The sequence below is a fragment of the Nocardia sp. NPDC056564 genome, assembly GCF_042793755.1.
Classification (GTDB): Bacteria; Actinomycetota; Actinomycetes; order Mycobacteriales; family Mycobacteriaceae; genus Nocardia.
On sequence record NZ_JBHTUR010000015.1, the window covers coordinates 219013 to 245430 of the forward strand.

Annotated in this window: 21 protein-coding genes; 7 read left to right on the forward strand and 14 right to left on the reverse strand. The window is 67.6% G+C overall.

Going from position 1 to position 26418, the window contains the following annotated elements:
- Positions 1 to 46: 46 nt before the first annotated feature.
- Positions 47 to 1663, reverse strand: a complete 1617-nt coding sequence (locus ACFQ9K_RS31660) for an ABC transporter substrate-binding protein (protein ID WP_378722399.1) — start codon at positions 1661 to 1663, stop codon at positions 47 to 49.
- A gap of 486 nt (positions 1664 to 2149) precedes the next feature.
- The gene (gene purF, locus ACFQ9K_RS31665) at positions 2150 to 3730 is read right to left on the reverse strand and encodes an amidophosphoribosyltransferase (RefSeq protein WP_378722398.1); all 1581 of its coding nucleotides are present in this window, start codon (positions 3728 to 3730) and stop codon (positions 2150 to 2152) included.
- Between the two features lie 234 nt (positions 3731 to 3964).
- Here purF and ACFQ9K_RS31670 point away from each other — a divergent pair, with 234 nt between their 5' ends.
- On the forward strand, positions 3965 to 5242 hold the full coding sequence (locus ACFQ9K_RS31670; RefSeq protein ID WP_378722401.1) for a YhgE/Pip domain-containing protein: 1278 nt from the start codon (positions 3965 to 3967) through the stop codon (positions 5240 to 5242).
- 9 nt (positions 5243 to 5251) lie between these two features.
- On the opposite strand, the gene ACFQ9K_RS31675 is transcribed toward ACFQ9K_RS31670, so the two are convergent.
- The 4 genes from ACFQ9K_RS31675 to ACFQ9K_RS31690 form a co-directional block, all read right to left on the reverse strand.
- Positions 5252 to 5641, reverse strand: coding sequence for a sterol carrier family protein (locus ACFQ9K_RS31675; RefSeq protein WP_378722397.1), 390 nt, complete (start codon positions 5639 to 5641; stop codon positions 5252 to 5254).
- Between the two features lie 56 nt (positions 5642 to 5697).
- Positions 5698 to 7155, reverse strand: a complete 1458-nt coding sequence (locus ACFQ9K_RS31680; protein WP_378722396.1) for a serine hydrolase domain-containing protein — start codon at positions 7153 to 7155, stop codon at positions 5698 to 5700.
- Positions 7156 to 7362: 207 nt separating this feature from the next.
- The gene (locus tag ACFQ9K_RS31685) at positions 7363 to 8001 is read right to left on the reverse strand and encodes a type II CAAX prenyl endopeptidase Rce1 family protein (protein WP_378722395.1); all 639 of its coding nucleotides are present in this window, start codon (positions 7999 to 8001) and stop codon (positions 7363 to 7365) included.
- On the reverse strand, positions 7998 to 9734 hold the full coding sequence (locus tag ACFQ9K_RS31690; RefSeq protein ID WP_378722394.1) for an alpha/beta hydrolase: 1737 nt from the start codon (positions 9732 to 9734) through the stop codon (positions 7998 to 8000). Before ACFQ9K_RS31690 ends, ACFQ9K_RS31685 begins: the two co-directional genes overlap by 4 nt.
- A 155-nt stretch (positions 9735 to 9889) precedes the next feature.
- On the opposite strand from ACFQ9K_RS31690, the gene ACFQ9K_RS31695 reads away from it, so the two are divergent.
- Positions 9890 to 10180 carry a YiaA/YiaB family inner membrane protein gene (locus ACFQ9K_RS31695; protein WP_378722393.1) on the forward strand — a complete coding sequence of 97 codons (291 nt, stop codon included), beginning with the start codon at positions 9890 to 9892 and terminating at the stop codon, positions 10178 to 10180.
- Positions 10181 to 10242: 62 nt separating this feature from the next.
- Here ACFQ9K_RS31695 and ACFQ9K_RS31700 read toward each other — a convergent pair whose 3' ends face one another.
- Positions 10243 to 11997, reverse strand: coding sequence for an alpha/beta hydrolase (locus ACFQ9K_RS31700; protein ID WP_378722392.1), 1755 nt, complete (start codon positions 11995 to 11997; stop codon positions 10243 to 10245).
- On the reverse strand, positions 11997 to 14291 hold the full coding sequence (gene purL / locus ACFQ9K_RS31705) for a phosphoribosylformylglycinamidine synthase subunit PurL (RefSeq protein WP_378722391.1): 2295 nt from the start codon (positions 14289 to 14291) through the stop codon (positions 11997 to 11999). Before purL ends, ACFQ9K_RS31700 begins: the two co-directional genes overlap by 1 nt.
- A 198-nt stretch (positions 14292 to 14489) precedes the next feature.
- Between purL and ACFQ9K_RS31710 the strand changes: the two genes are divergently transcribed.
- Positions 14490 to 15794: a glycosyltransferase 87 family protein gene (locus ACFQ9K_RS31710; RefSeq protein ID WP_378722390.1), complete on the forward strand. Its 1305-nt coding sequence runs from the start codon at positions 14490 to 14492 to the stop codon at positions 15792 to 15794.
- On the opposite strand, the gene ACFQ9K_RS31715 is transcribed toward ACFQ9K_RS31710, so the two are convergent.
- Both ACFQ9K_RS31715 and ACFQ9K_RS31720 read right to left on the reverse strand, forming a co-directional pair.
- Entirely contained in the window at positions 15746 to 17041 is a 1296-nt protein-coding gene (locus ACFQ9K_RS31715; RefSeq protein WP_378722389.1) for a M18 family aminopeptidase, read from the reverse strand. The two genes, ACFQ9K_RS31710 and ACFQ9K_RS31715, sit on opposite strands and share 49 nt — an antisense overlap.
- Positions 17042 to 17203: 162 nt before the next feature.
- Positions 17204 to 17593: a hemophore-related protein gene (locus tag ACFQ9K_RS31720; protein WP_378722388.1), complete on the reverse strand. Its 390-nt coding sequence runs from the start codon at positions 17591 to 17593 to the stop codon at positions 17204 to 17206.
- Between the two features lie 430 nt (positions 17594 to 18023).
- Between ACFQ9K_RS31720 and ACFQ9K_RS31725 the strand changes: the two genes are divergently transcribed.
- Complete coding sequence (locus tag ACFQ9K_RS31725) at positions 18024 to 19019, forward strand: alpha/beta hydrolase (RefSeq protein WP_378722386.1); 996 nt, start codon at positions 18024 to 18026, stop codon at positions 19017 to 19019.
- A gap of 1983 nt (positions 19020 to 21002) precedes the next feature.
- Here ACFQ9K_RS31725 and ACFQ9K_RS31730 read toward each other — a convergent pair.
- The gene (locus ACFQ9K_RS31730; RefSeq protein WP_378720722.1) at positions 21003 to 21434 is read right to left on the reverse strand and encodes a MarR family winged helix-turn-helix transcriptional regulator; all 432 of its coding nucleotides are present in this window, start codon (positions 21432 to 21434) and stop codon (positions 21003 to 21005) included.
- 51 nt (positions 21435 to 21485) lie between these two features.
- Here ACFQ9K_RS31730 and ACFQ9K_RS31735 point away from each other — a divergent pair, with 51 nt between their 5' ends.
- Positions 21486 to 22562, forward strand: a complete 1077-nt coding sequence (locus ACFQ9K_RS31735) for a substrate-binding domain-containing protein (RefSeq protein ID WP_378720723.1) — start codon at positions 21486 to 21488, stop codon at positions 22560 to 22562.
- A gap of 83 nt (positions 22563 to 22645) precedes the next feature.
- Here the strand turns inward: ACFQ9K_RS31735 and purQ are convergent, their stop codons facing one another.
- Together purQ and purS are read right to left on the reverse strand one after the other, a co-directional pair.
- A complete protein-coding gene (gene purQ, locus ACFQ9K_RS31740) occupies positions 22646 to 23323 on the reverse strand; it encodes a phosphoribosylformylglycinamidine synthase subunit PurQ (RefSeq protein WP_378720724.1) in 678 nt (225 codons plus the stop codon).
- Positions 23320 to 23556, reverse strand: coding sequence for a phosphoribosylformylglycinamidine synthase subunit PurS (purS, locus tag ACFQ9K_RS31745; protein ID WP_150403849.1), 237 nt, complete (start codon positions 23554 to 23556; stop codon positions 23320 to 23322). The genes purQ and purS overlap by 4 nt, the downstream gene beginning before the upstream one ends.
- A 93-nt stretch (positions 23557 to 23649) precedes the next feature.
- Here purS and ACFQ9K_RS31750 point away from each other — a divergent pair, with 93 nt between their 5' ends.
- A complete protein-coding gene (locus ACFQ9K_RS31750) occupies positions 23650 to 24294 on the forward strand; it encodes an MBL fold metallo-hydrolase (RefSeq protein WP_378720725.1) in 645 nt (214 codons plus the stop codon).
- Positions 24295 to 24312: 18 nt separating this feature from the next.
- On the opposite strand, the gene ACFQ9K_RS31755 is transcribed toward ACFQ9K_RS31750, so the two are convergent.
- Positions 24313 to 25677 carry a dipeptidase gene (locus tag ACFQ9K_RS31755; RefSeq protein ID WP_378720727.1) on the reverse strand — a complete coding sequence of 455 codons (1365 nt, stop codon included), beginning with the start codon at positions 25675 to 25677 and terminating at the stop codon, positions 24313 to 24315.
- A gap of 194 nt (positions 25678 to 25871) precedes the next feature.
- On the opposite strand from ACFQ9K_RS31755, the gene ACFQ9K_RS31760 reads away from it, so the two are divergent.
- Positions 25872 to 26336, forward strand: coding sequence for a pyridoxal-dependent decarboxylase (locus tag ACFQ9K_RS31760; RefSeq protein WP_378720728.1), 465 nt, complete (start codon positions 25872 to 25874; stop codon positions 26334 to 26336).
- Positions 26337 to 26418: the final 82 nt, after the last annotated feature.

A 26418-nucleotide genomic window follows, 5' to 3' on the forward strand; every position in this document is an offset into this window, starting at 1 on the left:
TTCGTTTCTGGAGCAGCTATCGTCCCGGGCCCGGCTTCGCCGGATGTCACTTGCTCAGCACCGTGTAACGGAACTTGAAGGACGCGTCGAGAGTCTGTTCAACGCCCTGCACGTTCTTGCCGGAGACGGCGATCTGCTTGCCGGACAGCAGCGGAAGGATCGGCACGAAGTTCTGCGCCAGATCCGTCTGCACACCCTTGAGGATCTCGAGCCGCTTGTTCTTGTCCGTCGTCGTGGTCTCCGCGAGCAGCTGGGCGGTGATGCCCGGGTTCTCGAAGTGCGACTGCAGGAAGTTGTTCGGCGCGAAGAACGGGGTCAGGTAGTTGTCCGGGTCCGGAAAGTCCGGGAACCAGCCGAATTGATACAGCGGGTAGGAGTCGCGGGCGCGCTCACGCTGGTAGCTCACCCATTCGGTGGACTGCAGGTTCACCCGGAACAGGCCGCTGGCCTCTAGCTGCGACTTGAGCGCCGCGTATTCCTCGGAGCTGCTCGAACCGTAGTGGTCCGGGTTGTACTGCAGGTTCAGCTCGACCGGCGTCGCGACACCGGCGTCGGCGAGGAACTTCGCCGCCTTCTCCTTGCTCGGGCTCGCACCGTAGATGTCCTTGTACGGCTCGGCCGCACCCGGAACGCCCTGCGGGATCGAGGAGTACGCGGGCAGGTAGGTGCCCTTGTAGACGCCCTCGGCCAGCGCGGCACGGTCGACGGTGGAGGCGAGCGCCTTGCGCACGGCCAGCTTCTGCTCCGGCGTGCCGCCCGGCATGGTGTTCATGTTGAACACGATGTAGCGCAGCTCACCGCCGGGGCCCTCGTGCACCGCGACCTTGTTGTCGCCGCGCAGCGAGCCGATGTCGGTGGGGGTGAAGGACCGGTAGCCGACGTCGAGCGACCCGTTCTGCAGGTCGAGCTTCATGTTGTCGGTGGTGGCGTAGTACTTGGTCGAGACCGTCTTGGTCTTCGGGGTGCCGAGAATGCCGTTGTAATCCGGGAACGCCGTGTACTCGACCAGCTTGTTCTTGTCGTAGCTGGCGATGGTGTACGGGCCGGAGTAACCCTTGTTCTTCACCACGTCTTCGTCGGCCATCACCTTGTCCGGCGAGTAGACCTTCTCGTCCACGATCGGGCCGGCCTGGGTCGGCAGGATCGCCGGGAAGGTCTGGTCGTTGGCGACCTTCAGGGTGAAGTTGACCGTGCGGTCGTCCGGCGCCTCGGTCTTCTCCAGGTTGCCGAGCAGCGAGGCCGGGCCGTTCGGGTCGTTGATCTTGAGCATCCGGTCGAAGGAGAACTTGACGCTCTTGGCCGTCAACGGGTTGCCGTTGGCGAACTTCAGACCCGCTTTCATGGTGCAGGAGTACACCGTGGGGGCGGTGAAATCGCACTTCTCCGCAGCGTCCGGCTTCGGCGTCGCATCGCCGGGCGCGAAGTTCAACACGTACTGGTAGAACTGCGTTTCCGCGACCAGGGAGCCGTTGTCATAGGCGGCCGCCGGGTCGAGCGAGAAGATTTTGTCCGTAGTGCCGGCTACCAAGCCACCACCGTCACCACCATCACCGGTCCGGCCCGAACCGCAGCCGGCCAAGGCGGACGCAACCAGCGTCGCCAGGCCGACGGCCGCGATGGTTCGCGTCCGGGTCCGGCCCCCAGGTGTTCTAGAAACCAACATCAGGGCCCCACTTCTCGAGCGCCGCACCGCGTTGTCCTGGATCGCAGGACAGGTGCGGACACATATGAACTTCCGATCTGACGGGCACCGTACCTACGAACCATTTCCGGCACGTTGCGTTTTCACAGAAAAATGATCGGGAGATTAGGTCGCGTTGCAAAATACGCATCGCAGGGGCCAGATCACCGGACGAATGTCCAGGAACGCGCCCTCCCGGCGATTGACATGTCACAAGTACGCCACGACACGCCAGCGGCCAAACGGCGCGGATGCCCGCGACGCGCGTGATCGACCCGCCGTGCGCACACCATGTTTTGGGCATGCCCGAGTACGTCGGCGGGGTGTCGGCGATGACGAAGAATCCGCTGGAAATCGAGACAACGATGTGCTCGAAAACGGGACGGCTATGTGCTTGGGATCGCTACAGCGATGTGTCGGAAATACCGGCACTCGACGGACAGCCGTGTAACACGACCGCCCGGCGGATCAGGGACGGCTCAGCGCGCTGGCGTTCGCGTTCTCGCCGAGCAGCAGGGCCTCCGGCTGACCGGTGAGCATGCCCTCGAGCACGTTCTTGCCGATGGCCGCCTCGGTGGGCAGCGCGATCGGGTAATCGCCGTCGAAGCAGGCGCAGCACAGCCGCGAGCGCGGCTGCTCGGTGGCGGCGATCATGCCCTCGGTGGAGATGTAGCCCAGGGTGTCCGCGCCGATCGAGCGGCGTACGCCCTCCACCATCTCGTCGAAGCTGCCCTCGGCGCCGGACCCGTTCGCGATCAGCTCGGCGGGCGAGGCGAAGTCGATGCCGTAGAAGCACGGCCACTTCACCGGCGGCGAGGCGATCCGGACGTGGATCTCCAGCGCGCCGGCCTCGCGCAGCATGCGGATCAGCGCGCGCTGAGTGTTGCCGCGCACGATCGAGTCGTCCACCACGATGAGCCGTTTGCCGCGGATGACCTCGCGCAACGGATTGAGCTTGAGCCGGATGCCGAGCTGGCGAATGGTCTGGCTCGGCTGGATGAAGGTGCGCCCGACGTAGGCGTTCTTCATCAGGCCCTGGCCGTAGGGCACACCGGAGCCCTGCGCGTACCCGACCGCGGCCGGCGTGCCGGATTCGGGCACCGGGATCACCAGGTCGGCGTCGACCGGATGCTCCTTGGCCAATAGTCGGCCGATCTCGACCCGGGTGGCGTGCACCGAGCGGCCGGAGATGGTGCTGTCCGGCCTGGCCAGATAGACGAATTCGAAGACGCAGCCCTTGGGCTCGGGGTTGGCGAAACGCATCGACCGCACGCCGTCGGCATCGATCGCCAGCAGTTCGCCGGGTTCGATCTCCCGGACGAACGCGGCGCCGACGATGTCCAGCGCGGCGGTTTCACTGGCAACAACCCAGCCACGGTCGAGCCTGCCCAGGCACAGCGGGCGCACGCCGTGCGGGTCCCGCGCGGCGTAGAGGGTGTGCTCGTCCATGAAGGTCAGGCAGAACGCGCCCTTCAGCGTCGGCAGCAGCTCCAGCGCGGCCTGCTCGATACTGGAGTCGGCGGAGGCGTGCGCGAGCAGCGCGGTGATCACGTCGGAGTCGGAGGTGGCCGCGATCGGCTGCGGGCGGCCGTTGGCCACCGTCGCGCCGATGAGTCCGTATTCCCTTGCCCGGCCTGCCAATTCGGCGGTGTTGACCAGATTGCCGTTGTGCCCCAGGGCAAGTCCGGAACCGACCGAGGTGGTACGGAAGATGGGCTGGGCGTTTTCCCAGGTCACGCCGCCGGTGGTGGAGTAGCGGCAATGGCCGACGGCGATGTGGCCTGGCATGGCGGCCAAGGTCTGCTCGTCGAATACCTGACTGACCAACCCGAGATCCTTGAAGACCAGAATCTGTGAACCGTCGGATACCGCGATGCCCGCCGCCTCCTGCCCGCGGTGTTGCAGCGCGTACAAGCCGTAGTACGTGAGCTTCGCCACGTCCTCGCTCGGCGCCCAGACGCCGAACACGCCACACTCTTCGCGTGGCTCGTTCTCGACCTGATCGGAGGTGGCGGAAATAGCGTCAACCGGCAGTTCGGCCTTGGTCACCGTTTGCTCCCTGTTCGGGCGGGCTGGGGGCAGCATCCAGTCTACGGGTGAAAGTTCGATCACGATCACCCCCACCGCATACGAGCAGCAATCGGCGTGGCGTGCGGGCCGGGAAATCCGGCCGCGGCAGCTGTTACGGTGCGATCCGTGACGACTACCGACAGCGCGGATTCAGGCAGCGGGACGGGATCGACCACCGGGACAACCCCGCCGCCACGCAGGCCATGGGCGCGCATGGTGCTGTTTCCGATGGCCGTGCTCACGCTGCTGACCGCGTTGCTCGGCATCATGTATCTGGATTACGTCGTCGATCCGGAGAAGAACCTGCACGATTTTCCGATCGCGCTGGTGAACCAAGATGTGGGCGATGTCATCAAAACCGCCGATCGTCAGCAGCAGGTGAACTTCGGTAACCAGATCGCCGACGCGCTGACCAAGGGGGTGCCCGCGGACAAGGTCGACCTGCGGGTGCTCAGCATCAGCGAGTCCGAGCGGCAGATGCAGTCCGGCCAGGTGTACGGCGCGCTGATCATTCCCAGCGATTTCAGCAAGCGCCTCGGCATCCTCGGCGTCGGCAGCGTGATTCCGGGTGAGATGGAACGCCCGATCATCACCATGCAGACCAATCCGCGCACCGGCGCGTTCGGCACCCAGATCGTGCTGCGGGTCGGCAATCAGGCGCTGACCGAGGTGAACAAGCAGGTCGGCAAGCAGCTCACCGATCAGGTGACCGAGCAGCTGAAGCCGCAGCCCGGCGCGCCGCCCGCGCCCGAGCTGTCCGGCGCGGCGCGGGTCGCGCTCGCCGATCCGGTGAAAGTCGTTGTCCAGCAGTACCACCCGCTGCCCGACGGCACCGGCCAAGGACTCAGCGCGTTCTTCTACGCGCTGCTGTTGCTGCTCGCCGGGGTGGTCGGCGCGATGGTCATCCACACCATGATCGACGCCCAACTCGGGTTCATCCCCACCGAATACGGGCCGTGGTTCGTGCACTATCCGCCGACGCCGATCTCGCGCTTCCACACCCTGCTGATCAAGTGGGGCGTGATGGTGGTGACCGCGAACATCGTCTCCGGCGTCTTCCTGATCGTCGGCACGATCCTGGACATGCCGATCGATCACCCGCTTGCCCTGTTCCTCTACAGCGCGCTGGCCATCATCGCCGTCGGCGTCACCGGCCTGTCCACGCTGGCCGCCATCGGCTCGGCCGGACTGCTGGTGAACCTGATCCTGTTCATCATTCTCGGCCTGCCCTCCTCCGGCGGCACCGTCCCGATCGAGGCGACGCCGCAGTACTTCGGCTGGCTCGCCTCGTTCGAGCCGATGCACCAGGTCTTCCTCGGCATCCGCGCCATCCTCTACTTCGACGCCAGCTTCGAGGCCGGTCTCAGCCGCGGCGTCTGGATGGCCGTCCTCGGCCTGGCCATCGGCCTGATCTTCGGTGCGGTGATCTCCCGCTTCTACGACTACAAGGGCCTGCACCGCAGCAGCAACAACACCCCCGTCGCCGCCTGATCCGGTAGGTCAGGCCTCGGCCCTGGCGATCGGGAGCCAGTGCGCGACCTCGGCCGCGCGGCTGCCCGAGGCGGTGAGCGCGCCGGAGTCGAGCGCGGCGGCGAATTCCAGCAGGCCGGTGGCCAGGAGAAGCCAGGTGCGCGGGTCGGTCTCGACCACGTTCGGCGGGGTGCCCCTGGTGTGCCGCGGGCCTTCGATGCATTGCACCGCGACGAACGGGGGAACGCGGACCTCCACCGAATGGCCGGGGGCGGAGGCGGCCAGGGTGCGGGCGGTGGCGCGGACCGCGGCCGCGAGTTCGGTGCGCGCGGGGGCCGCCACCGAGTCGTCCCTGAGCCAGTCACCGACCGCGTCCACCGCTGATCGCAGCTGCGCCGGACTCACCGATTGTCGTGCCACCCGGCCGAGATTACCGGCTCCGGGCAGGTCCACGACCCCGCGGCGGTCGCGGACGATCAGCTCTGCTTGGGTGTGGCACGCATCCCGACGTAGCAGGCTTCGGTGCCGTCGCCGAGGGTGGCGAACACGACCGGCATGTAGTCCTCGCTGAACGAGGGACCCGCACCGGAAGCCGCGAAAACCGTTGCCGAGACCGGGGTCAGGTCCATGCTCAGCGGCGGGGACATGTCCTTCATCTCGTCGACGAACTCGTACCGCAGGTGCGCGGAGCCGTCGTCGCGCTTGCTGACCGTGATGACCACGCCGGCCCGGGCGTAGGTGCCGACGAACGGATCGATGGACACCGGCACCGGCGGGTCGGCGGGGGCGAAGGGCTCCGGCATCTCGACGCCGGCCACCTCGGCCAGCAACTCACGGAACAGCGCCGCGTAAAGCTGGCGCGCGCCACCGCCATTGGTGAGCAGCGCCACCGCGATGCCGGACTCCGGGATGGCGCGCAGGTAGGCGTACTGACCGATGGCGGCGCCGTCGTGACCGAAGCCCTTGATGCCGTTCCAGTCGTACAGGGTCCAGCCCAGGCCCCAGCCGTCGGCGCTGACCGTCCACTTGTCCGGCACGTCGATCTCCCGATGCTGCATCGCCGCAACGGTTTCCGGGGTGAGCACGGCCGTGCCGTCGACGGCGCGGCCGCCGTCGAGGTGCATGCGGGCGAACCGCACCATGTCCCCGGCCGAGCTGATCACCCGCGCCGCGGGGGCCACCGAGCGCGGCATGATGTCCCACTCCGGAGCCGGATCCGGGTACCGCCCCGGCGCGCCGAGGTGGCTCATCGCGGTGCTGAACTTCAGCGCCTGCTCCGGCAGCGTCACCAGGTGGTCCAGGCCCAGCGGCACGGCCAGGAGCTCCTGCACGGCCTCGTCGTAGGTCTTGCCGGTGAGCACCTCGATGACCCGGCCGAGCACCACGTAACCGAGACCGCCGTAGGACATCGCCGTGCCCGGCTTGCAGTCCAGCGCGACTTCCCGTGCGGCGCGGACATATTCGGCCAGGCAATCGTCGCCGCGGCCGCCGTCGTAGTTGAAGTCGTTGGTCACCCCGCCGGTGTGGCTGAGCAGCTGCCGGATGGTGATCACCGCGGTGGCTTCCCGGTCCGGCGTGCCGAACTCGGGCAGCACGTCGGCTACCCGGGCGTCCAGCTCGAGCTTGCCCTGGTCGACCAGGCGCATGATCATCGTGGCGGTGTAGACCTTGGCGACCGAGCCGCACAGGAACACCGAGTCGGTGCGGACCGGAACGCCGGTGCCCCGATGCAGCACGCCGCTGGCGATCTCGTAGACCTTCCCGTCGATCAAGACGGCCAGCGCGGCGCCGGGCACGTGGTTGGCGATCCGGAGCTCGTCGAGGCGCCGCTGCCACCGCGCGACGGCGAACGTCCGCCCGGACGAGTCGGCGCCGCCCCACTCGCCCTGCACTTTCCAGTCACCCTCGGCGCTCCAGTTCACGTTGCTCGACATGTCTTTCTCCTGCTCTGCATGTGATCGGCGGGTACATCATTCTCCCGTTGCGAACACTGTACGCACAACGGAACACTGTGCGCAACAGCGCATGGCGTACCAATGGGTTTTGGCTGGTCAAGGGGATATCCACGACTGTTCGGCGCGACAGTCCGCCGGATTCAGCGACGCGCGACGCCGACGAGCGTCAGCGCGATACCCGCGGAATCAGGGCTTCGCGGGCGCGCCGATGAGCCGGGCGATGCGCGGGGCCACGGCACCGCCGACGTTGACGGCCAAGTGCAGCAAAGCCGCAGCGGTGGCGCTGCGGCTGCGCCGGCGCAGCCAGCCGAGTGCGCCGCCGCCCGCCGCCGTCGCGGCGACCGTGACCGGGACGCTGTCGCCCGCGGCCAGAGCCGGGTGCACATGCCAGATACCGAACGTCAGTGCGCCGAGCACCGATCCGGCCCGGGTGCCGAACGCGTTGTCCAGCAACGGATCCAGAGTGGCACGAAAGATCAGCTCTTCGCTGTAGACCGTGCCGATCGGGATGTGCACCGCGATCCATTCGACCGGCGACACCTCCGGTCCTCGATCGTCGAACTCGTGCAATGCGTTCCGCACGGACGGAATCGCCAGTGCCACACCGTAACCAGCGGAGACCAGGGCGGCCGCAACCGCGCCGTACCGAAATCCCTTCGCCGAGAACCAATTCGGCGATCCATGAAAGGCCGCGCCGTAGCCGGTGGCGAATGCCGCGTTGGCGGCGGTCCGGCCCCGCACCCCGAGCCCGAGCCGGGGCAGCACCCAGTTGCTCCAGGTCAACGGAATAACCACGGCGGCAACGGTTTCCGGAACTCTGCTCATTTGGTCTTCCGCTCGAAATCCTCGGCCGCCTCGATCTCCGCCCGGATCCGGTCGGACATCGCCGCGGTCCAATCCGGCGGCGCGGCGATCGCCGCCCACCCGTCGAGCACCAGGCTGCCGTAGCGGTGGCCGTGTCCGTCGGTCACGCCCTGGGCATTGGTGAGATCGGCGGCGACCTGCCAGAAGGTCACGAACGGCCACCAGCGCATCTGCGAGGAGACATCCGCGCCGCGCGGCTCGGACAGCCAATCCGGTTGGGAGAAGATGAGATCCGTCGACCACCAGACGATCGGGTCGGACGCGTGCTGGAGATAGGCGATCCGCGGCGGCCGCCACTCGGTGGACGGTCGCGCGAGATCGGCGCTGTCCGAGGCGAATCGCACCACCAGTCCGTCCGCGTACACCGGCTCGACCTCGCGCGAGCCGGGATCGCGCCGCGAAACGAACTGCTCCCATAGTCGATTCGAGTTCGGTGGCCCGACCCACAGCGCGCCGTCCACCTTGGTCCGCAGGTCGGCGAGCCCGTCGAAGGCCGCCTCGGAGCCCTGCGAGCCCAGGCTCTCCCCGTACACCAGCAGCTTCGGCCGCTGCTGCGGTGGCCGCGCGCTCCAGTGCGCGTAGACCGCGTCGAACATCGCCCTGCCCGCGGTCGCGGCCTTGCTGCGGTCCGCGAGAAACGAGAGCACGCTGGGCAGATACGAATACTGCGAGGCGACGATCGCGCTGTCGCCGCCGTACATGTACTCGACCGCGGCGGCCGCCATCCCGTTCACCCAGCCGGTGCCGGTGGTGGTGACCACGACCAGCACCTTCCGGTCGAACGCGCCGGTGCGTTCGAGTTCCGCGGCGGCCAGCTCGGCCGGCTCCTGGTCGGCCCCGGCCGACTCCAGTCCGACGTAGGCGCGGATCGGCTCGCGGGCCGGCCTGCCGGTCACCTCGCTGATCTTGCTCGCGGTCGGGCCGTGCGAAACGAACCAGCGCCCTTCGTATCCGAGGGTCTCCCACTTCGCCAGCGAGGCCGGACTGCCGGAACGTTCGGGCTGCACCGGCTGGATCGCGTTCGCCGAGCTGTGATCGTTGCGCACGCTGAACGCCGAGTTCGCCACCGCGAAGAAGGCCCGCGAGGCGACGCCGTTGAAGATGGTCACGGCCAGCACGACCAGCACCAGGAACCCGGCGGCAGGCGCCAGCTCGCGCGGCACCCGCACCCACTTGTTGAGCACCCGGGCGAAGAACCGGATGATCTCGCGCACCGTCCGATACACCGCGACGACCGCCATGCCGACGGACAGACTCAGCAATCCGGTGCGCAGGTAGGCGGGCGTGGTGGTGCCCTCCATGCCCATCAGCGCGGTGATCTCGCGCTGCCAGCGCGCCGACTGGACCAGCATCAGCGCCGCGCTGAGCGCGGCGGTGATCAGGATCGCGGACTTCACCGCGTAGCGCACCCAGGTCGGCGGCGGCGAGATCTTGGGCAGCCGCGGGCGCACCCACAGCCGGAACAGCCACTCCAGCACGCAGCCGACGCCGTAACCGAGCGCCGCGTTGATCCCGCTGATCAGCCCCTGGAACAGCCAGTCCCGCGGCAGCAGCGACGGCGTCACCGACAGCACGAAGAACACCGTCGCGAAGACCAGCCCGACGTAGTTCAGGTCGATGATGTCCTCCGCGCGCCGCACGATGACGACGCCGCGCGCACGCAGCTTCGTCAAGGTGGAGGCGGACTCGAGCACCCGAACAGTATGGCCGTTCCGGTACCGTCGGCGCGGCGCTGCCCCGGCCGCCACGCGGTGGCGTAGACCCAGATCACCGCCGACCGGCAACTACCCAGGCCGCTCGAGTAGTTGTACGCGGTTGCGCGCCTGCGCGGGTCGGCAGACTTCTGCGCATGAGCACTCCCAACGCCCAGTCGAAAACCACTTCGGCCTTCATCGCGCAGGCCGCGATCGCGTTCGGCGTCAGCTTCTTCGGGGTCGGCGCCGGCATCTGCTATCTCCCACTGGACATGTGGCAGCGCGGGTTTCTCGCGATGTCGCTGCTGTTCCTGGTGACCAGCACCTTCACCCTGGCGAAGGTGGTGCGTGACCAGCACGAGGCCGCGACCGTGCACGGTCGCATCGATCAGGCACGGTTGGAAAAGCTGCTCGCGGAGCACGATCCGTTCAACACCGTGACCTGACGCGCCTGGGCGGGCCCGGTGCGCGAGGGGTCCAGGTCCGCCCAGGTACGCGTCCTACCAATTCATTTGCGCGAACGTTCCCGAATCGCGGACTGCTCCAAGTAGTTCCGGATCCGGTCGGACAGGTCCGCGGACCAGTCCGGCGGTTCGGCCAGCGCGGCCCAGGCGTCGAGCACCAGCGTGCCGTAGCGATGACCGTGCCCGTCGGTGACCCCCTGCGCGTTCGGCAGGTCGGCCGCCACCTGCCAGAACGTGACGATCGGATACCACGCCATGGTCGGCGACACGTCCGAGCCGCGCGGCTCGCGCAACCAATCCGGCTCGTTGAACAGCAGATCCGGCGACCACCAGACCACCGGGTCGGACGCGTGCTGCAGATAGGCGATGCGCGGGGTGAGCCAGGTGCTCGACGGCTGCCACAGATCGCCGCGGCCGTCGGCGAAGCGCACCACGAGTCCGTCCGCGTAGGTCGGCAATACCTCGGGCGAGCCCGGATCGCGGCGGGCGACGAATTCGCCCCACAGCCGGTTCGAGTTCGGTGGCCCGACCCACAGCACCCCGTCGGCCCTGGTGCGCAGGTCGGCCAGCCCGTTGAACGCGCCCTCCGAACCCTGCGAGCCCAGGCTCTCGCCGTAGACCAGCAGCTTCGGCCTGGCCTGGGCCGGCCGCGCCGACCAGTGCTCATAGACCTTGTCGAACACCAGCTTTCCCATCCGCGTCGCCTTGTCCTTGTCCGAGAGGAACGACAGGACACTGGGCAGATACGAATACTGGGTGGCGACGATCGCGGTGTCCCCGCCGTACATCATCTCGACGGATTCGGCGCTGGTCGAGTCGACCCAGCCGGTGCCGGTCGTGGTCACCACCACCAGTGCCTTCCGGTCGAACGCGCCGGTGCGTTCGAGTTCGGCGACGGCCAGCTCGGCCTGCGCCTCCGGGCCGTCCGCCGATTCGAGTCCGGTGTAGACCCGGATCGGCTCGCGCGCGGGTTTACCGGTGACCCTGGCGATGTCGTCCGCGGTCGGCACGTACGAGACGAACCAGCGACCCTCCGAGCCGAGCGTCTCCCACTTGGCCAGCGAGTCCGGGCTGCCGGACCGTTCGGCCAGCTGCGGCTGGGCGGCGTTGGGTGAGGTGTGGCTGTTGCGCACGCTGAACGCCGAATTCGCCACCGCGAAAAAGCCTTTCGCGAGCACGCCGTTGAACACCGTGACCGCGAGGATGGTGACGATCAGAAACCCGATGGGCAGCGCGAACTTTCGCGGAATGTGCACCCACTCGGTGAGCTCGCCGGCCACCCAGCGCACCAGCCACCGCACGGCGCGGAACACCCCGATCACCAGCGCGATCACCGCCGCGCTCAACGCGCCGGTGCGCAGGAAGCCGGTGGTCGTGGTGTCGTCCATGCCCATCAACTCGGTGATCTCGCGCTGCCAGCGCGCCGACTGGATCAGCATCACGATCGCGACCACCACGCAGGCGAGCACCACCAGCGCCTTGACCGCACCGGGCACCCAGCTGGGCAGATCGGCGAAAACCTTTGTCCAGGAGGCGGGTAGCCGCGGCCGGACCCAGCTGCGGAACGCCCACTCCAGCAGGCAGCCGACGCCGTACCCGATGGCCGCGTTCACCCCGCCGATGAGCCCCTCGAACAGCCAATCCCTGGGCAGCAGCGAGGGCGTCAGCGACAGCGAGAAGAACAGCGTGGCGACGACCAGCCCGACATAGTTCGGGCGGAAGAAACGCTCGACGGTGCCGACGAGGTCGCCGGCACCACCGGCCAGACGCAACGAGACCGCTTCAGCCTCGGGCGCCATCAGATCGCGCTTGCCCCGAACAACTTCGGCAGCGTGCCCTCGTGCGCGGCCCGCAGCTCGTCCATGGGGACGGAGAACTGTCCTTGCACCTCAACCGAATCCGCGCCCTGGTCGACCACGCCGATGCGCGTCCACGGCAGGCCGCGGGCGGTGCACATCTTGGTGAACCGGGTCTCCTCCGAACGCGGCACCGCGACCAGCACCCGCCCCGCCGACTCGGAGAACAGGGTGACGAACGGGTCGGCGTCCTCGGGCAGCAGGATCCGGCAACCGGTCTCGCCGGCCAGCGCGGCCTCCACCACGGTCTGGATCAGCCCGCCCTCGGAAAGGTCGTGCGCGGCACTGATCATGCCGTCGCGCGAACCCGCGGTGAGCACCTCGGCCAGCAACTGCTCGCGGGCGAAGTCGACCACCGGCGGCACGCCGCCGAGGTGATCGTGCACGACCTGCGACCAGATGGAGCCGCCGAATTCGTCCCTGGTGTCGCCGAGCAGGATCAGCGTCTCCCCCGGCTCCAGGCCGAGGCCGGTCGGGATGCGCCGGTGCACGTCGTCGATCACGCCGAGCACGCCGACCACCGGGGTCGGCAGGATGGCGGTCTGGCCGGTCTGGTTGTAGAAGCTGACATTGCCGCCGGTGACCGGAATGCCAAGCGCCACACAGCCGTCCGCGAGACCGCGCACGGCCTGCTGGAACTGCCACATCACGCCCGGATCCTCCGGCGAACCGAAGTTCAGGCAGTTGGTGACCGCCTTCGGAGTGGCGCCGGTGGTGGCCACGTTGCGGTAGGCCTCGGCCAGCGCGAGCTGCGCGCCGGTGTACGGGTCCAGCTTGGTGTAGCGGCCGGACGCGTCGGTGGCCAGCGCGATGCCGAGGCCGGTCTCCTCGTCGATCCGGATGACGCCCGCGTCCGCGTGCTCGGCGAGCACGGTGTTGCCGCGCACGTAGCGGTCGTACTGCTCGGTGATCCACTTGCGGCTGCACAGCTGCGGGCTGGCCAGCATCCGCAGCAGCGTCGCGCGCAGTTCGTCGCCGGTCTTCGGGCGGGTCAGCTTGTCGGTGCTGTCCGCGATCAGCGCGTCCTGCTCGTCCGGACGCCGCACCGGGCGCTCGTACACCGGGCCCTCGTGCGCGACGGTGCGCGGCGGCACGTCGACCACGGTCTCGCCGTGCCAGGTGATGACCAGGCGGTCACCGTCGGTGACCTCGCCGATCACCGTGGCCAGGGTGTCCCACTTGCGGCACACCGCCATGAACGCGTCCACGTTCTCCGGGGCGACCACCGCGCACATGCGCTCCTGCGATTCGCTGGAAAGCACCTCGGCCGGGTTCATCCCGGTGGCGCGCATCGGCACCTTTTCCAGGTCGATATGCATGCCGCCGTCGCCCGCGGCCGCGAGTTCGGAAGTGGCGCAGGACAACCCGGCGCCGCCGAGGTCCTGGATGCCGACCACCAGCTTGGCCGCGTACAGCTCGAGACAGCACTCGATGAGCACCTTTTCGGTGAACGGGTCGCCGACCTGCACGCTCGGCAGCTTCTTCCGGCCGGTGCCCGATTCGTCCCCGGAGAAGGTGTCCGAGGCCAGCACGGAGACGCCGCCGATGCCGTCCAGGCCGGTGCGCGCGCCGAACAGAATGATCTTGTTGCCGGTGCCGGAGGCGAAGGCCAGGTGCAGGTCCTCGACCCGCATCACGCCCGCGCACAGCGCGTTCACCAGCGGATTGCCTTGGTAGGACGGGTCGAACACGGTCTCACCGCCGATGTTCGGCAGGCCGAGCGAGTTGCCGTACCCGCCGACGCCGCGCACCACACCGTCGACCACGCGCCGGGTGTCGGCCGCGTCCGCCGCGCCGAAGCGCAGCTGATCCATCACCGCGATCGGCCGGGCGCCCATCGCCATGATGTCGCGCACGATGCCGCCGACGCCGGTCGCCGCGCCCTGATACGGCTCGACATAGGACGGATGGTTGTGGCTCTCCACCTTGAAGGTGACGGCCCAGCCGTCGCCGATGTCGACCACGCCCGCGTTCTCGCCGATGCCGGCCAGCATCGAGGAGCGCATCTCCTCGGTGGTGGTCTGGCCGAAGTAGCGCAGGTGCACCTTCGACGACTTGTAGGAGCAGTGCTCGCTCCACATCACCGAGTACATCGCCAGTTCGGCGTCGGTCGGCCTGCGGCCGAGGATGTCCTTGATGCGGGCGTACTCGTCGTCCTTCAGACCCAGCTCTTTATAGGGTTGCGGCACGTCGGGGGTTGCTGCGGCTGCGCTGACGGTGTCGACCTGCGAAGTCACGGGGTACCTGGGTCCTTTCGGGCCGGGAGCGCGAAGCTGGGGATTCGCCTGGAAGTTTAGCCGTGACCCTCGGTGGGCAGCGTGGCGCATCGGCATCCCGCCCGGTTCGCCGGATTCCTGTGCGCCAGGTCACAGCCCGCGCCCAGGACCGCGCGCGCCGACGCGGGTCACACCACCGGTCACAGATACCCTGGGCCCGTGAACGAACGATCGGGGGTTGCGGATTCCGCTGAGCCGGTTGCCTCGAAGAACCTGACCGGCGCCGCGCCCGCCGAACCGGCCGCGGCCGGGCGCGTTCCGCTGTCGCGCGAGCAGCTGCGCTGGCTGCTGGCCGCGATCGGCCTGTTCGCCGCGTCGGCGGTGCTCTCGCTACTGGTCCACTGGTGGTCCGGCTATATCGATCTCCAGGTGTACCGCAACGGCGCCCGGGTCTGGCTGGACGACGGCGAGCTGTACGGGCCGATGCCGCCGGTCGCCGGCATCGGCCTGCCGTTCACCTATCCCCCGCTGGCCGCGCTGTTCTTCGCGCCGCTCGCGCTGATCCCGCTGCCGGTGGCCGAGGTGCTGGTGCTGGTGACCTCGCTGGCCAGCCTCGGCGCGACGCTGTGGGTGGTGCTCGCGCGGATCCGGCCCGAGCTGCCCCGGATCACCGTCGTGACGATCGTGATCGGCGCGGTCGCGCTGCTGCAGACGTTCGAACCGCTGCGCCAGACCTTCGGCTTCGGCCAGATCAACCTGGTGCTGATGGCCGCCATCACGCTGGACTGCTTGGTGCGCAAGCCATTCTGGCCGCGCGGCATGCTGATCGGCATCGCGGTGTCGGTGAAGCTGATCCCCGGCGGATACCTGCTGTACTTCCTGCTGCGCAAGGACTGGAAGGCGGCGGGCACGCTGGTCGTCTCCGCGATCGGCGCGGTGGGCCTGGGATTCCTGCTGTTCCCGAGCGATTCGGCCGAGTACTGGTTCCACACCCTCGCCGACACCGGCCGGATCGGGCCGCCGTACTTCGCCGGCAACCAGTCGATCAAGGGCCTGACCTTCCGGCTCGGCGTGCCCGACTCGGTGGCCACCGTGCTGTGGATCGCGCTGTCGCTGGTGGCGATCGGGCTGGCCGCGATCTGGATGCGCAGGCTGATCGAGGCGGGCGCGACCGTGGCCGCGCTGCTGGTGAATGCCGCGGCGGTGCTGCTGGTTTCGCCGGTCTCCTGGTCGCACCACTGGGTGTGGATCGCGCCGGCGCTCGTGGTGACCGCGGACGCGATCGTGCGCGGGCGGCGCAGCCCGCTGTTCCTCGGCTCGGTCGGCCTGCTGACCGTCATGTTCGTCATCGGGCCGCCGTGGCTGCTGCCGCATTCCGCGGACAAGGAACTCGGCTGGGCCTGGTGGCAGCAGCTCATCGGCAGCAGTTATGTGCTCGCCACCCTCGCGGTGTTCGTCATCGCGGTGGCGACCTATCACCCGGTGACAGCGGGGGTGAGGAAAGCGGCCAGCGCCGCGGCATAGGCCGCGACATCCGCCGCGCCCATCATTTCGCGGGCCGAATGCATCGCCAGCTGGGCCGCGCCCACGTCGACCGTGGTCATGCCGGTGCCTGCGGCCGTCATCGGGCCGATGGTCGAACCGCACGGCAGATCGGCGCGATGCACGTAGCGCTGCAACGGGACTCCCGCCTGCGCGCAGGCCAGCGCGAACGCGCCCGCGCCCGCGGCGTCGGTGGCGTAGCGCAGGTTCTGGTTGACCTTGAGCACCGGTCCGCCGTTCACCTCGATCCGGTGCGCGGGCTCGTGCCGCTCGGCGTAGTTGGGGTGCGTCGCGTGCGCCATGTCGCCAGACGCGCAGACCGAACCGGCAAGCGCCGCAAAGTAGTCGGACCGGTCGCCGCCGCGGGACAGCACGATCCGCTCCAGCACGGTCGGCAGCAGATCGGACTGGGCGCCGCGATCGGACTGACTGCCGACCTCCTCGTGGTCGAACGTGGCGAACACCGGAATGGCCGCGCCCGGCGCCGCGCTCGCGGCCAGGAACGCCTGCAAGCCCGCGTAACAGGTGCCCTGGTTGTCCAGCCGGGGCGCGCTGACCAGATCCAGGTCGCGGCCGACGATCCGGCTCGGCGCCAGGTCGTGCGTCATCAGTTCCCAGCCGAGCAGTGCGGCCGGATCGACCTCCGCGTGCTCGGCGACGAAGGCGAGGAACGAGCGCGGCTCGCGACCGACGCCCCACACCGCGTTGACATGCCGCTGCGGATCCAGCGTGACGCCCTTGCGGTCGTCGGACAGGTGGATGGCCAGCTGCGGCACCCGCAGGATCGGCTCGTCGATGCGAACCAGCTTCTCCCGCACGCTGTTTCCGTCCCGCACGCTGATCCGGCCGGAGATGCCGAGTTCGCGATCCAGCCAGGAATTGAGCCACGCGCCGCCGTAGGGCTCCAGGCCGACCAGCTGCCAGCCGGCCGAGGTCAGATCGGGATGCTGCTTGACCCGCAGGTTCGGGCTGTCGGTGTGCGCCCCGACCACCCGGAACGGGCTTGCTCCGGTGGCGTCCGTGGTCGCCCACGCGATCAGCGAGGCGCCGCGCACCACATAGCGCTTGCCCGGTCCGTCCGCGGGCCACGGCGCCGATTCGTCGAGCCGGGTGAAACCGTTGGCGTCCAGTTCGGCGGCCAGCGTGCGGCAGACATGGAAGGGCGAGGGCGACTCATCGATGAACGCGCACAACCCGGTGGCCGTGGCAGCAGTGGTGGAAACGGGCATGCTGCGATCCTAGGGTCCGCTGCTCGCGGGCGCGGAAGGTGCGGATCAGGGCAGGGCCGGTGGCGTTCCCGCCAGGCGCGAACGCCGACCTGCCCACCTACTACCTGCTAAGTCATCCGCTAAGTCATCCTGCTGCTGCTCGGTACTACTGGTGGGGCTGAACTACTTGGCGTACGTGTCGCAGGTCGCGCCGACCCGGCTCATCTTGGCGCCGAGGTCCGGGCTCTCGCCCAGCGCCTGGTCCAGTCCGTTGGTCACCTTCTGGCCGACCAGCTGCTGCAGCGTGTTCGCCCGCATTTCCGGCGCGACCTCGTAGGCCATCTTCAGCATGCCCTTCTGCATCGGCGAGGCATCCAGGCGCGCGGCCATCTCCGGCAGCTCCGTGTGGATCGCGCCGTCGATTTGCGTGAAGGAGCACTGCGAGGTGAGCAGCGGCGCGAGATCGCCGATCATATCCGCGGACGCAATTCCCGTTCCGAACAACGAAGCACCTGCCGCGATCCCGCTGATGGCGAGAGAAGCGAAGGCGTAACGCGGGTTGAGCATCTTCATGAATTCACCCTTCGGAGAGCTCGATCGGATGTTCGGGGCTGAATACCCCGGCGGTGATGGTACCCAAGGAATTCCACGGGCCTCCGGCCACGTCCGGTAAGCGCAGGTTCACTCCGGATTCGCCCAGGTCCATTTACCTGCCGGACATGGGCGAATCGCTCGAATTGTTTCCGTACGGACGGGTCGGGGATCGTTGGCGCGTCGAACATCGTTGCGCCCCATGGCGGCAACCGGTACCCCCGAATGTCAACCGACCAGTTCGTAAGCCGTTCTACGTAATTCGGACATTACATCGTGTCGCCGCACCAACCGTAGTTCCGACGTGCTAAAAGCTTGTCCTATGAATTGGAGCGTAAACGCAGAAGCGCACAACTCCCGCAGATCACGTTCCGTAGCCACCATCGCGGCGTCCGGACTGATCGCCTGCGCAATGACCACACTGGGTGTATCGACGGCCGCGGCCGATCCGAGCGCCGATGCGAAACTCGTGAACACCTCGGTCAGTTCTCCGGATGGTTCCCGGATAACCGGCACAGAGTCCATGGACGATCGCAATATCCGACTTCAGGTTTATTCCGCGGCCATGGACAAGACGTTTCCGGTCGAGGTCCAACTGCCCGCCGATACTTCGGTACCGCGCCCCGCGCTGTATCTGCTGAGCGGCGCGGGCGGCGGGATCGACATCGCCTCCTGGCAGGCGCAAAGCGACGCCCGCGAGTTCATGGCGGACAAAAACGTGAACCTGGTGTTGCCGATCGGCGGCATGTTCAGCTATTACACCGACTGGATCAAGGACGACCCGGTACTCGGGCGCAACAAGTGGAAGACCTACCTGACCGAAGAACTGCCGCCGCTGATCGACGCGGCGCTCGGCACCAACGGCGTTAATTCCATCGCAGGCATCTCCACCTCGGCCACCACGGTGCTCGCCCTGCCGATCGCCAAGCCCGGTCTCTACAAAGCCGCCGCGGCATACAGCGGCTGTGCCCAGACCAGCGATCCGCTCGGGTCCCGGTTCGTGAAATTCGTGGTCGACGGATACGGCAATGCCAACCACGAGAACATGTGGGGGCCGACCGGATCACCGGAATGGCTCGCCAATGATCCGTATGTCAACGCCGAGGGGCTGCGCGGCACGGATCTGTACATCTCCTCCGGCAATGGCCTGCCGGGGCGATACGACACCCTGGACGGCCCGCATACCCAGCCGGGCGTGAGCGGGCTGGCGAATCAGATCATCATCGGCGGCATGATCGAGGCGGCCACCAACAATTGCGCGCAGAATCTGCGGACGCGGCTGAACGAACTCGGCATTCCGGCGACCTACGCGCTGCGCGATTCCGGCACGCACTCGTGGGGCTACTGGCAGGACGAGCTGAAGGCGTCCTGGCCGGTGCTCGCGCGCGGCATGGGCCTGCCTGCCTGACCGCGTACTGACCAGCTGTTAGACGGTTCTGGAGGACCGGGTACGGCCCGCACGGCGGCCGCCCGGTCCTCCTTTGCGTTTCCGGGTGCGAGTTGTCCTGTGGGACCGGCGGGTACATGGGCAGGCGAGATTGTCCGACCGTGCGGCAAGGCGATTCCGAGGTGACCGGGAGGCGCGGATCCGCGACCGTTCCCCGGATGCGCGCGAGCGGATTCTCTGAGCTACTACATCAAGAGTCAGCCACGCAGGCGCGCCGGCAATACATCAATCAGGGCGTTCGATTCACAACAGGACTGTCCGGAAAACGAGACGTGCCGGACGCCTGCAGTGCGTCCGGCACGATCTCGATCTGTCCGGCTAGGCAGGGGCCCAGCCGGGCGGGTGCAAAACTAGACGACCGCGATGATGATCGCCAGAATCACACCGAGGGCCGCGACGGCAGCACCCAGAAAACTACCAACACCGGGGAGCAGCATTCTTCCTCCTGTTTATGTATGGATCCGCTGCGACGCGCAGCGGTGAGCATTGCCAAGGTATGGCTGGTGAATGTCGAACAACCTCACTCGGGAGGTGTTGATGATCTCGGCCGGCGCGGAGACTGCCAGTTGGACGCTCGATGTCGCGGAGCATCCGACACGATCTCGATCGCAGCAGGCCGGAGAGGTTCTAGCTAGACGACGGCGATGATGATTGCGAGAATCACGCCGAGGGCCGCAACGGCAGCACCCAGAAAACTACCAACACCGGGCAGAAGCACAGTTCCTCCTGTTTGTCGGTCGAGCTTGGTGATCAGTGTGTCTAACTGCCTCGACCTCGGAAACTCGGCCGAGGTTTCGCCTCACCGTGGAGGCACGCAGAACTCAGTTGGCCGAAGCCGACCGATTTAGACGACGGCGATGATGATCGCCAGAATCACGCCGAGGGCCGCGACAGCAGCACCGAGGAAACTACCAACACCGGGGAGCAGCATTTTTTCTCCTGTTTGTCGGTTGATCAATTGATCGAGCAGCGGCGTGCACGCGAACTGCCGATTGAAGACTGTAGATCATTCCCGGCCGATAGAAAAATCGGCCAGATGCCATCTCATACCACAGACGGCACCTCGAACCCGATCAGCTCAGAAAGCTAGATGACCGCGATGATAATGCCGAGAATCACGGTCAGAGCGGCAACAGCGGCACCGGCCATACTTCCAACGACGGGGAGCAGCATTGTTCCTCCTGATAGTAGGTCGAACCATTGGATCGGTCAGCGACGGCTTGTCGCTGTCGATTTCAGACTGTCGACTTCCTCGACGTATCAGAAAGTAGCCGACATTGCCTCACATCGGAGGCTTTTGACGAACTCGGTCAGCGGGAAACTAGATGACCGCGATGATGATGCCGAGAATCACGGTCAGCGCGGCAACAGCGGCGCCGGCCATACTTCCGACCACGGGGAGCAGCATTGTTCCTCCTGATAGTAGGTCGATCCATGGATGACTTAGCGTTGGTGATCATGCCAACTGTCAAGGAACAAAGGGCAATCCGACCCGGCGTGTCGGGAAATTGACCGAGGCACCCCCGTTGTGGGCGGCGAATTTAATTGGACGCCAATGCTCAATAATCGAATTGGACGATCGTCCGACCAGCCGAATGCTCAACCGGCGCAAGCAAATCCATCGAACGCAGCCCCCAGCGGACGCTCCATACCATCCATCCCGTGCAATACGCAAAAGCGCAGGAGCGAACAGATTTGTCCGGCGGCCGACAATGCGCCCCGGAACGAACCGCCGGACATCGGAACAGACCACAGCATCAGCGGAACGAACCGCGCCGCCCGGACGCCGCGCGCGATCGCGGCACACTATCAGAAAGGTTTGCGCTTCTGATCTGCCGCACAGTTCAAGATCAGTCAATTCCACGCGGAATTAAAGAACGAACAGTCCGATCCATCGATCACCGACAGATCGGACTTTCGGGACATTTGTCCGGTGAATCCGCACTACTCCGGGTTCGCGGAAACAAGTTCCAGTAAACGCATCAGTTCCGCGTACCGGCGCGCGCCGATCCGGGACCGCAGTTCCTGTTCCGCCCGCGCCTCCTCGGCACGCACCGAGGCGACCAGTTCGGCGCCGAGCCGGCTCAGCCCGATCAAGATCCGCCGACGGTCGTCCTGCGCCGCCAGCCGGAAGATCAAACCGCGCTCGGCCAGGTAGTCCGCGTGCCTGGTGGCCGAGGACGGAGCTAGCTGCGACCTGGCCGCCAGCTCACTCATGGTGATGCCGGTCTCACTGGAGAGATTCGACAACATCGACCACTGGTCGGGCGTTAGCTGCCTGGCACACAGTGCGGCGTCCAAGTGACGCAGCCAACCGCGTTCCGCGGCACGCAGCGCACCATGCAGCGTCGAATATCCGCTTACAATGGTCGTCATTGTTATTCCTGCCTGCCATGAATTTCGCTCTAACGAGAAGAAGAGTACCGAATGCCGGCGTTCGGCGAGAGCCCAGAGGGCACTATCGAGATCCTGAACATAGTCCCGATGCAGGGACCTGGCGGTATCGTGGCCCCCTCCTGCGACGCGGCGATTTCGCTTGCCGTCGACGAAATCAACCGGGGCACAGGAATTCTCGGGCGCGAAATTCGTACTACGAATATCGATGGCGGCCGCCCGCCGCACGAGGTGGCCAGCGAGGTTTCCGCGCTCCTCGCCACCGGCATGGTGGACGCGATCACCGGTTGGCACACCTCCGCGGTGCGCCGGGTGGTGGCCAAGGCGACCGCCAGCCGGGTGCCCTATTTATTCGCCACCGGACACGAGGGCCTGCCCGACGAACTACCCGGCGTACTGATGCTCGGCGAGCACCCGGCGGGACAGACCCTGCCCGCTCTGCACTGGCTCGCCCGCGAGCACGGCATCCGCCGCTGGGCCATCATCGGCAACGACTACATCTGGCCGCGGGAGTCGGCCAAGGCGATCCGCAACAGCCTGTCCGACCCCGGTGACGTGGTGCTGGAGCGATTCGTGCCGCTCGGCGCGCCCGATTTCGGCGACTTCCTGTCCCACCCCGCCCTGGACAAGGCCGACGGCGTGGTGATCCTCATGGTCGGCGCGGATGTGTCCCGGTTCAACCGCCAGTTCGCCGCGACCGGCCGCGCGGCCGACCAACTGCGGATCAGCCCCGCGGCCGACGAGAACGTGTTACTGGCCGGCGGCGCGAGCGCCAATCACAACTTCTATGTCGCCTCGAGTTTCTTCATCGACGAGCACACCTCGGATGGGCGGGACCGGGTCCACCGCTATCGCAAGCTGCACGGCGAGTTCGCGCCCGCGCTGACCAGTTTCAGCAATATGACCTACGAGGCGATCCACACGCTGGCCGGGCTGGCCCACGCGGTGGGTTCGCTGCGGGTGCCCGACGTGCTCGGCGCGATCGACCACGGCGTGCTGCTGGAGACCCCGGGCGGGCAGCGCGCGTTCCAGGGCAACCAGGCCATCCAGCACGGCTACATCGCCCGCGCGAACGGCGTCCGCTTCGACATAGTCGCCCGAATCACCTGAGCTCCATGCGATTTGCGGCACCGCGTGTTCGCGGCGCTCGCAAAACTCGCGCTGTCGTGGTTGCGAACCGGGCAACCGATCGATCAGGCGGAGACCAGGGTGTCCAGCACCGAAAGGAACAGGCCGAGGCCGTCGTCGCTCGGGCCGGTCAGTGCTTCGGTGGCGTGTTCCGGGTGCGGCATCAGGCCGACGATCCGGCCATCGGCCGAGGCGATGCCCGCGATGCCCCGCTGGGAACCGTTCGGGTTGTCACCGGCGTAGCGGAAGACCACCCGGCCCTCGCCCTCCAGCTCGTCCAGGACGGCGGCCGAGGCCTGGAAGCGGCCCTCGCCGGACTTCAACGGGACCAGGATCTGCGCGCCGGCCTCGTAGCGCGAGGTCCACAGCGTCGACGCCGATTCCACCCGCAGCCATTCGTCCCGGCAGATGAAGTGCAGGCCCTCGTTGCGGGTCAGCGCGCCGGGCAGCAGCCCGGCCTCGCACAGCACCTGGAAACCGTTGCAGATGCCGAGCACCGGCAGGCCGGTCTTGGCCGCGCGCACGACCTCACCCATCACCGGCGCGAACCGGGCGATGGCGCCCGCGCGCAGGTAGTCGCCGTAGGAGAAGCCGCCGGGCACGATCACCGCGTCGACGTTCTTCAGATCGGCGTCCGCGTGCCACAGGCTCACGGCCTCGGCACCGGCCAGGCGCACCGCGCGAGCCGCGTCGACATCATCGAGCGTGCCCGGAAACGTGATGACTCCGATGCGCGCGGTCATGACAGCCGCGTGACTTTCCACTCTTCGATCACGGTGTTGCACAGCAGTGCCTCCGCGATCTGCTCGAGCTCGGCGTCACCGACACTGTCGTCGACATCGAGTTCGAATCGCTTGCCCTGCCGTACATCCGAGATGCCCTCGAATCCCAGGCGCGGGAGCGCGCCGACGATGGCCTGTCCCTGGGGGTCCAGGATCTCGGCCTTCGGCATCACCTCGACCACGACTCGTGCCACGCGTTGCTCCTCATGTGGTGGTGGGGGGTTACCTGAGCAGCGTAGTTGTTTCGGCGGGCAAGCCCGACTCCGGGTGGCGCATAGCATGGCGGAATGCGCATAGCTCACTTCGGCCACTCCTGTCTGCTCGTCGAGTTGCATGGCAAGAAGGTGCTCTTCGATCCGGGCGTTTACGCACACGGCTTCGAGGGTCTCACCGACCTGGATGCCATCGCGATCACCCACCAGCATCCGGACCACATCGATCCGAACCGGATCGAGGCCCTGGTCGACGCGAATCCCGGCGCCCGGCTGCTGTCCGACCCGCAGACCGCGCAGCAGCGCGGGGGCAAGTGGGAGGCGGTGCACGCGGGCAACGTGCTCGCCCTCGGCGAGCTCCAGATCACCGGGGGCGGCGGCAGGCACGCGGTGATCCACCCGGAGATCCCGGTGATCGACAACACCGTGTTCCAGCTGGGCACCGCCGACGATCCGGCGGAACTGGTGCATCCCGGCGACTCGCTGTGGGTGCCGCCGGTGCCGGTCGGGGTGCTCGCGCTGCCCGCCGTCGCGCCGTGGATGAAGCTCAGCGAGGCGGTGGACTACCTGCGCGCGGTCGCGCCGCGCACCGCGCTGCCCATCCACTACGGCATCATCGAACCGGCCGCGCAGGGCGTCTACTTCGGCCGGTTCGCCGAAATGGGCCCGGCCGGTACGGAATTCACCGTGATCGAGCCGGAAGACCAGCGCGAGTTCTAGGTCTCCCCGCTCGGCCCGCTAGCCGGTCCGGCCGGCGTAGTTCAGCAGGAACAGCGCCTCGGCCAGGGCCATGTGCTCGATCTCCGCGGGGTCCACGCTCTCGTTCGGGGCGTGGATCAGGCACGTCGGTTCCTCGACGCCGAGCAGCATGATCTCGGCGTCGGGGTAGGTGTCGGCGAAGACATTGCACAGCGGGATCGATCCACCCTGTCCCTGCGTGGTCGCGGCGCGACCGTACGCGGTGGCCAGCGCCGCCTCCATCGCCTCGCGGGCCGGGCCGCCGTTGCCGGACCGGAATGCCGCGCCGAGGCCTTCCAGTTCGATGGTGAGCTTGGCGTTCCACGGGGTGTTCGCCTCGAGGTGCGCGACGAGGGCCTGGTGCGCGTGCTCCGGATCGGTGCCCGGCGGGATGCGCAGATTCAGCCGGGCCCGCGCCGCGGGCTGGACGGCGCCGGTCGAGCCGACCACCGGCGGGGCGTCGATGCCGAGCACCGTCAAAGCCGGTCGGGCCCAGAGCATATCGGCGACCGTGCCGTCGCCGATCAGCTCGACGCCGGGCAGCACGTCCGCGTCGATGCGGAACTGCTCCTCCGGGTACTGCACGCCGGACCAGCGCTGATCGTTGGCCAGCCCGGTCACCGTGGTGTTGCCGTGCTCGTCGCGCAGTGTGGCCAGCAGTTGGATCAGCGCGGCCAGCGCGTCCGGCGACGGCCCGCCGAACATGCCGGAATGCAAAGGGCCGGCCAGGGTTTGGATGGTGACCACGACATTCACGCTGCCCCGCAACGTTTCGGTCAGCGTGGGCACGCCCGCGGCGAAGTTGCCGCAGTCGCCGATCACGATCGCGTCCGCCCGCAGCAGGTCGGGGTTGGCCTCGACGAACCGCTCCAGCCCGCCGGTGCCCTGCTCCTCGGAGCCCTCGGCGACCACCATGATCCCGAGCGGCAGGTCCGGGCCCAGCGCGCGCAACGCGGTCAGGTGCATGACGATGTTGCCCTTGCAGTCCGCCGCGCCGCGGCCGTACCAGCGGCCGTTCTTCTCGGTCAGCTCCCAGACCGGCGTGCGCCAGGCGCCGCTGTCCAGCGGCGGCTGCACGTCGTAGTGGCAGTACAGCAGCACCGTCGGCGCACCGGGCGGCGCGGGCCGGGCGGCGATGACGGCCTTGCTGCCGTCCGGCGTCTCGTGCAGGCCCGCCCTGGTCAACCCGGCCGCGACGAACGCGTCGGCCACCCACTGCGCGGCCCGCTCGCATTCCGCCGGCGGGAACTGTCGCGGATCGGCCACCGACTTGAACGAAACAAGCTGCGTCAGATCGGTTTTCGCCTGCGGCATGAGCGCGGCCACCTGCGCGCGCAGCTCTGCGGTGCGAGAATCGTCGGTCATTGCCAGCGCCTCACTTCTTCGTCGTCGCGCGGCGACCCTGCCGCTGTTCCACTCTGGCACGAACCGTCCAGCACAACGGTGGAAATCTAGTCGACCGAGCAGTTCGTGTCGCCCGACTTTCGCCGGCCGGACCGAGCCGGTGTGGTTGTGTTGGGTGACGCCAGCACGCGAGCCGACACAGCGGAGGTACTCCGATGTCCCCGAGCGCAGACTCCGACGACCTGTTCGCCCTGCCCGGCATGAGCCGGGTCGCGCCACGCGGCGGGTTCCCGCCGGGCGAGCTCTTCGCCGAGGTCGCCTACGAGATCGTGCACGACGAGCTCATGCTCGACGGCGTCTCCCGGATGAACCTGGCCACCTTCTGCACCACCTGGGTGGACGAGCAGGCACGCCGGGTGATGGTCGAGTCGCTGGACAAGAACATCGTGGACAAGGACGAGTACCCGCAGACCGCCGAGCTGGAGCGGCGCTGCGTCCGGATGATCGCCGACCTGTGGCACTCCCCCGATCCGGCGGGCACGCACGGCACCTCGACCACCGGATCCAGCGAGGCGGCGATGCTCGGCGGGCTGGCCGCCAAGTTCCGCTGGCGGCAGCGCGGCGGCACCGGCACACCCAATTTCGTGTGCGGCCCGGTCCAGGTCTGCTGGGAGAAGTGACGATAGGGGGTGAAAAGCCCTGACCTGGGCGTGTTCGTAGTCAACCACGGCGAACCCATCTGGGTAGGGATACCTCCCAACT

Bases quoted from the DNA above. Each gene is read 5' to 3' on its own strand.
- ACFQ9K_RS31660 (WP_378722399.1), bottom strand. From the start codon at position 1,663: ATGTTGGTTTCTAGAACACCTGGGGGCCGGACCCGGACGCGAACCATC.
- ACFQ9K_RS31755 (WP_378720727.1), bottom strand. From the start codon at position 25,677: ATGACCGACGATTCTCGCACCGCAGAGCTGCGCGCGCAGGTGGCCGCG.
- ACFQ9K_RS31670 (WP_378722401.1), top strand. From the start codon at position 3,965: ATGGTGCTGTTTCCGATGGCCGTGCTCACGCTGCTGACCGCGTTGCTC.
- ACFQ9K_RS31750 (WP_378720725.1), top strand. From the start codon at position 23,650: ATGCGCATAGCTCACTTCGGCCACTCCTGTCTGCTCGTCGAGTTGCAT.
- ACFQ9K_RS31695 (WP_378722393.1), top strand. From the start codon at position 9,890: ATGAGCACTCCCAACGCCCAGTCGAAAACCACTTCGGCCTTCATCGCG.
- ACFQ9K_RS31735 (WP_378720723.1), top strand. From the start codon at position 21,486: ATGCCGGCGTTCGGCGAGAGCCCAGAGGGCACTATCGAGATCCTGAAC.
- ACFQ9K_RS31700 (WP_378722392.1), bottom strand. From the start codon at position 11,997: ATGGCGCCCGAGGCTGAAGCGGTCTCGTTGCGTCTGGCCGGTGGTGCC.
- ACFQ9K_RS31760 (WP_378720728.1), top strand. From the start codon at position 25,872: ATGTCCCCGAGCGCAGACTCCGACGACCTGTTCGCCCTGCCCGGCATG.
- ACFQ9K_RS31685 (WP_378722395.1), bottom strand. From the start codon at position 8,001: ATGAGCAGAGTTCCGGAAACCGTTGCCGCCGTGGTTATTCCGTTGACC.
- ACFQ9K_RS31715 (WP_378722389.1), bottom strand. From the start codon at position 17,041: ATGCCCGTTTCCACCACTGCTGCCACGGCCACCGGGTTGTGCGCGTTC.
- ACFQ9K_RS31720 (WP_378722388.1), bottom strand. From the start codon at position 17,593: ATGAAGATGCTCAACCCGCGTTACGCCTTCGCTTCTCTCGCCATCAGC.
- ACFQ9K_RS31730 (WP_378720722.1), bottom strand. From the start codon at position 21,434: ATGACGACCATTGTAAGCGGATATTCGACGCTGCATGGTGCGCTGCGT.
- ACFQ9K_RS31680 (WP_378722396.1), bottom strand. From the start codon at position 7,155: ATGTCGAGCAACGTGAACTGGAGCGCCGAGGGTGACTGGAAAGTGCAG.
- ACFQ9K_RS31725 (WP_378722386.1), top strand. From the start codon at position 18,024: ATGACCACACTGGGTGTATCGACGGCCGCGGCCGATCCGAGCGCCGAT.
- purQ (WP_378720724.1), bottom strand. From the start codon at position 23,323: ATGACCGCGCGCATCGGAGTCATCACGTTTCCGGGCACGCTCGATGAT.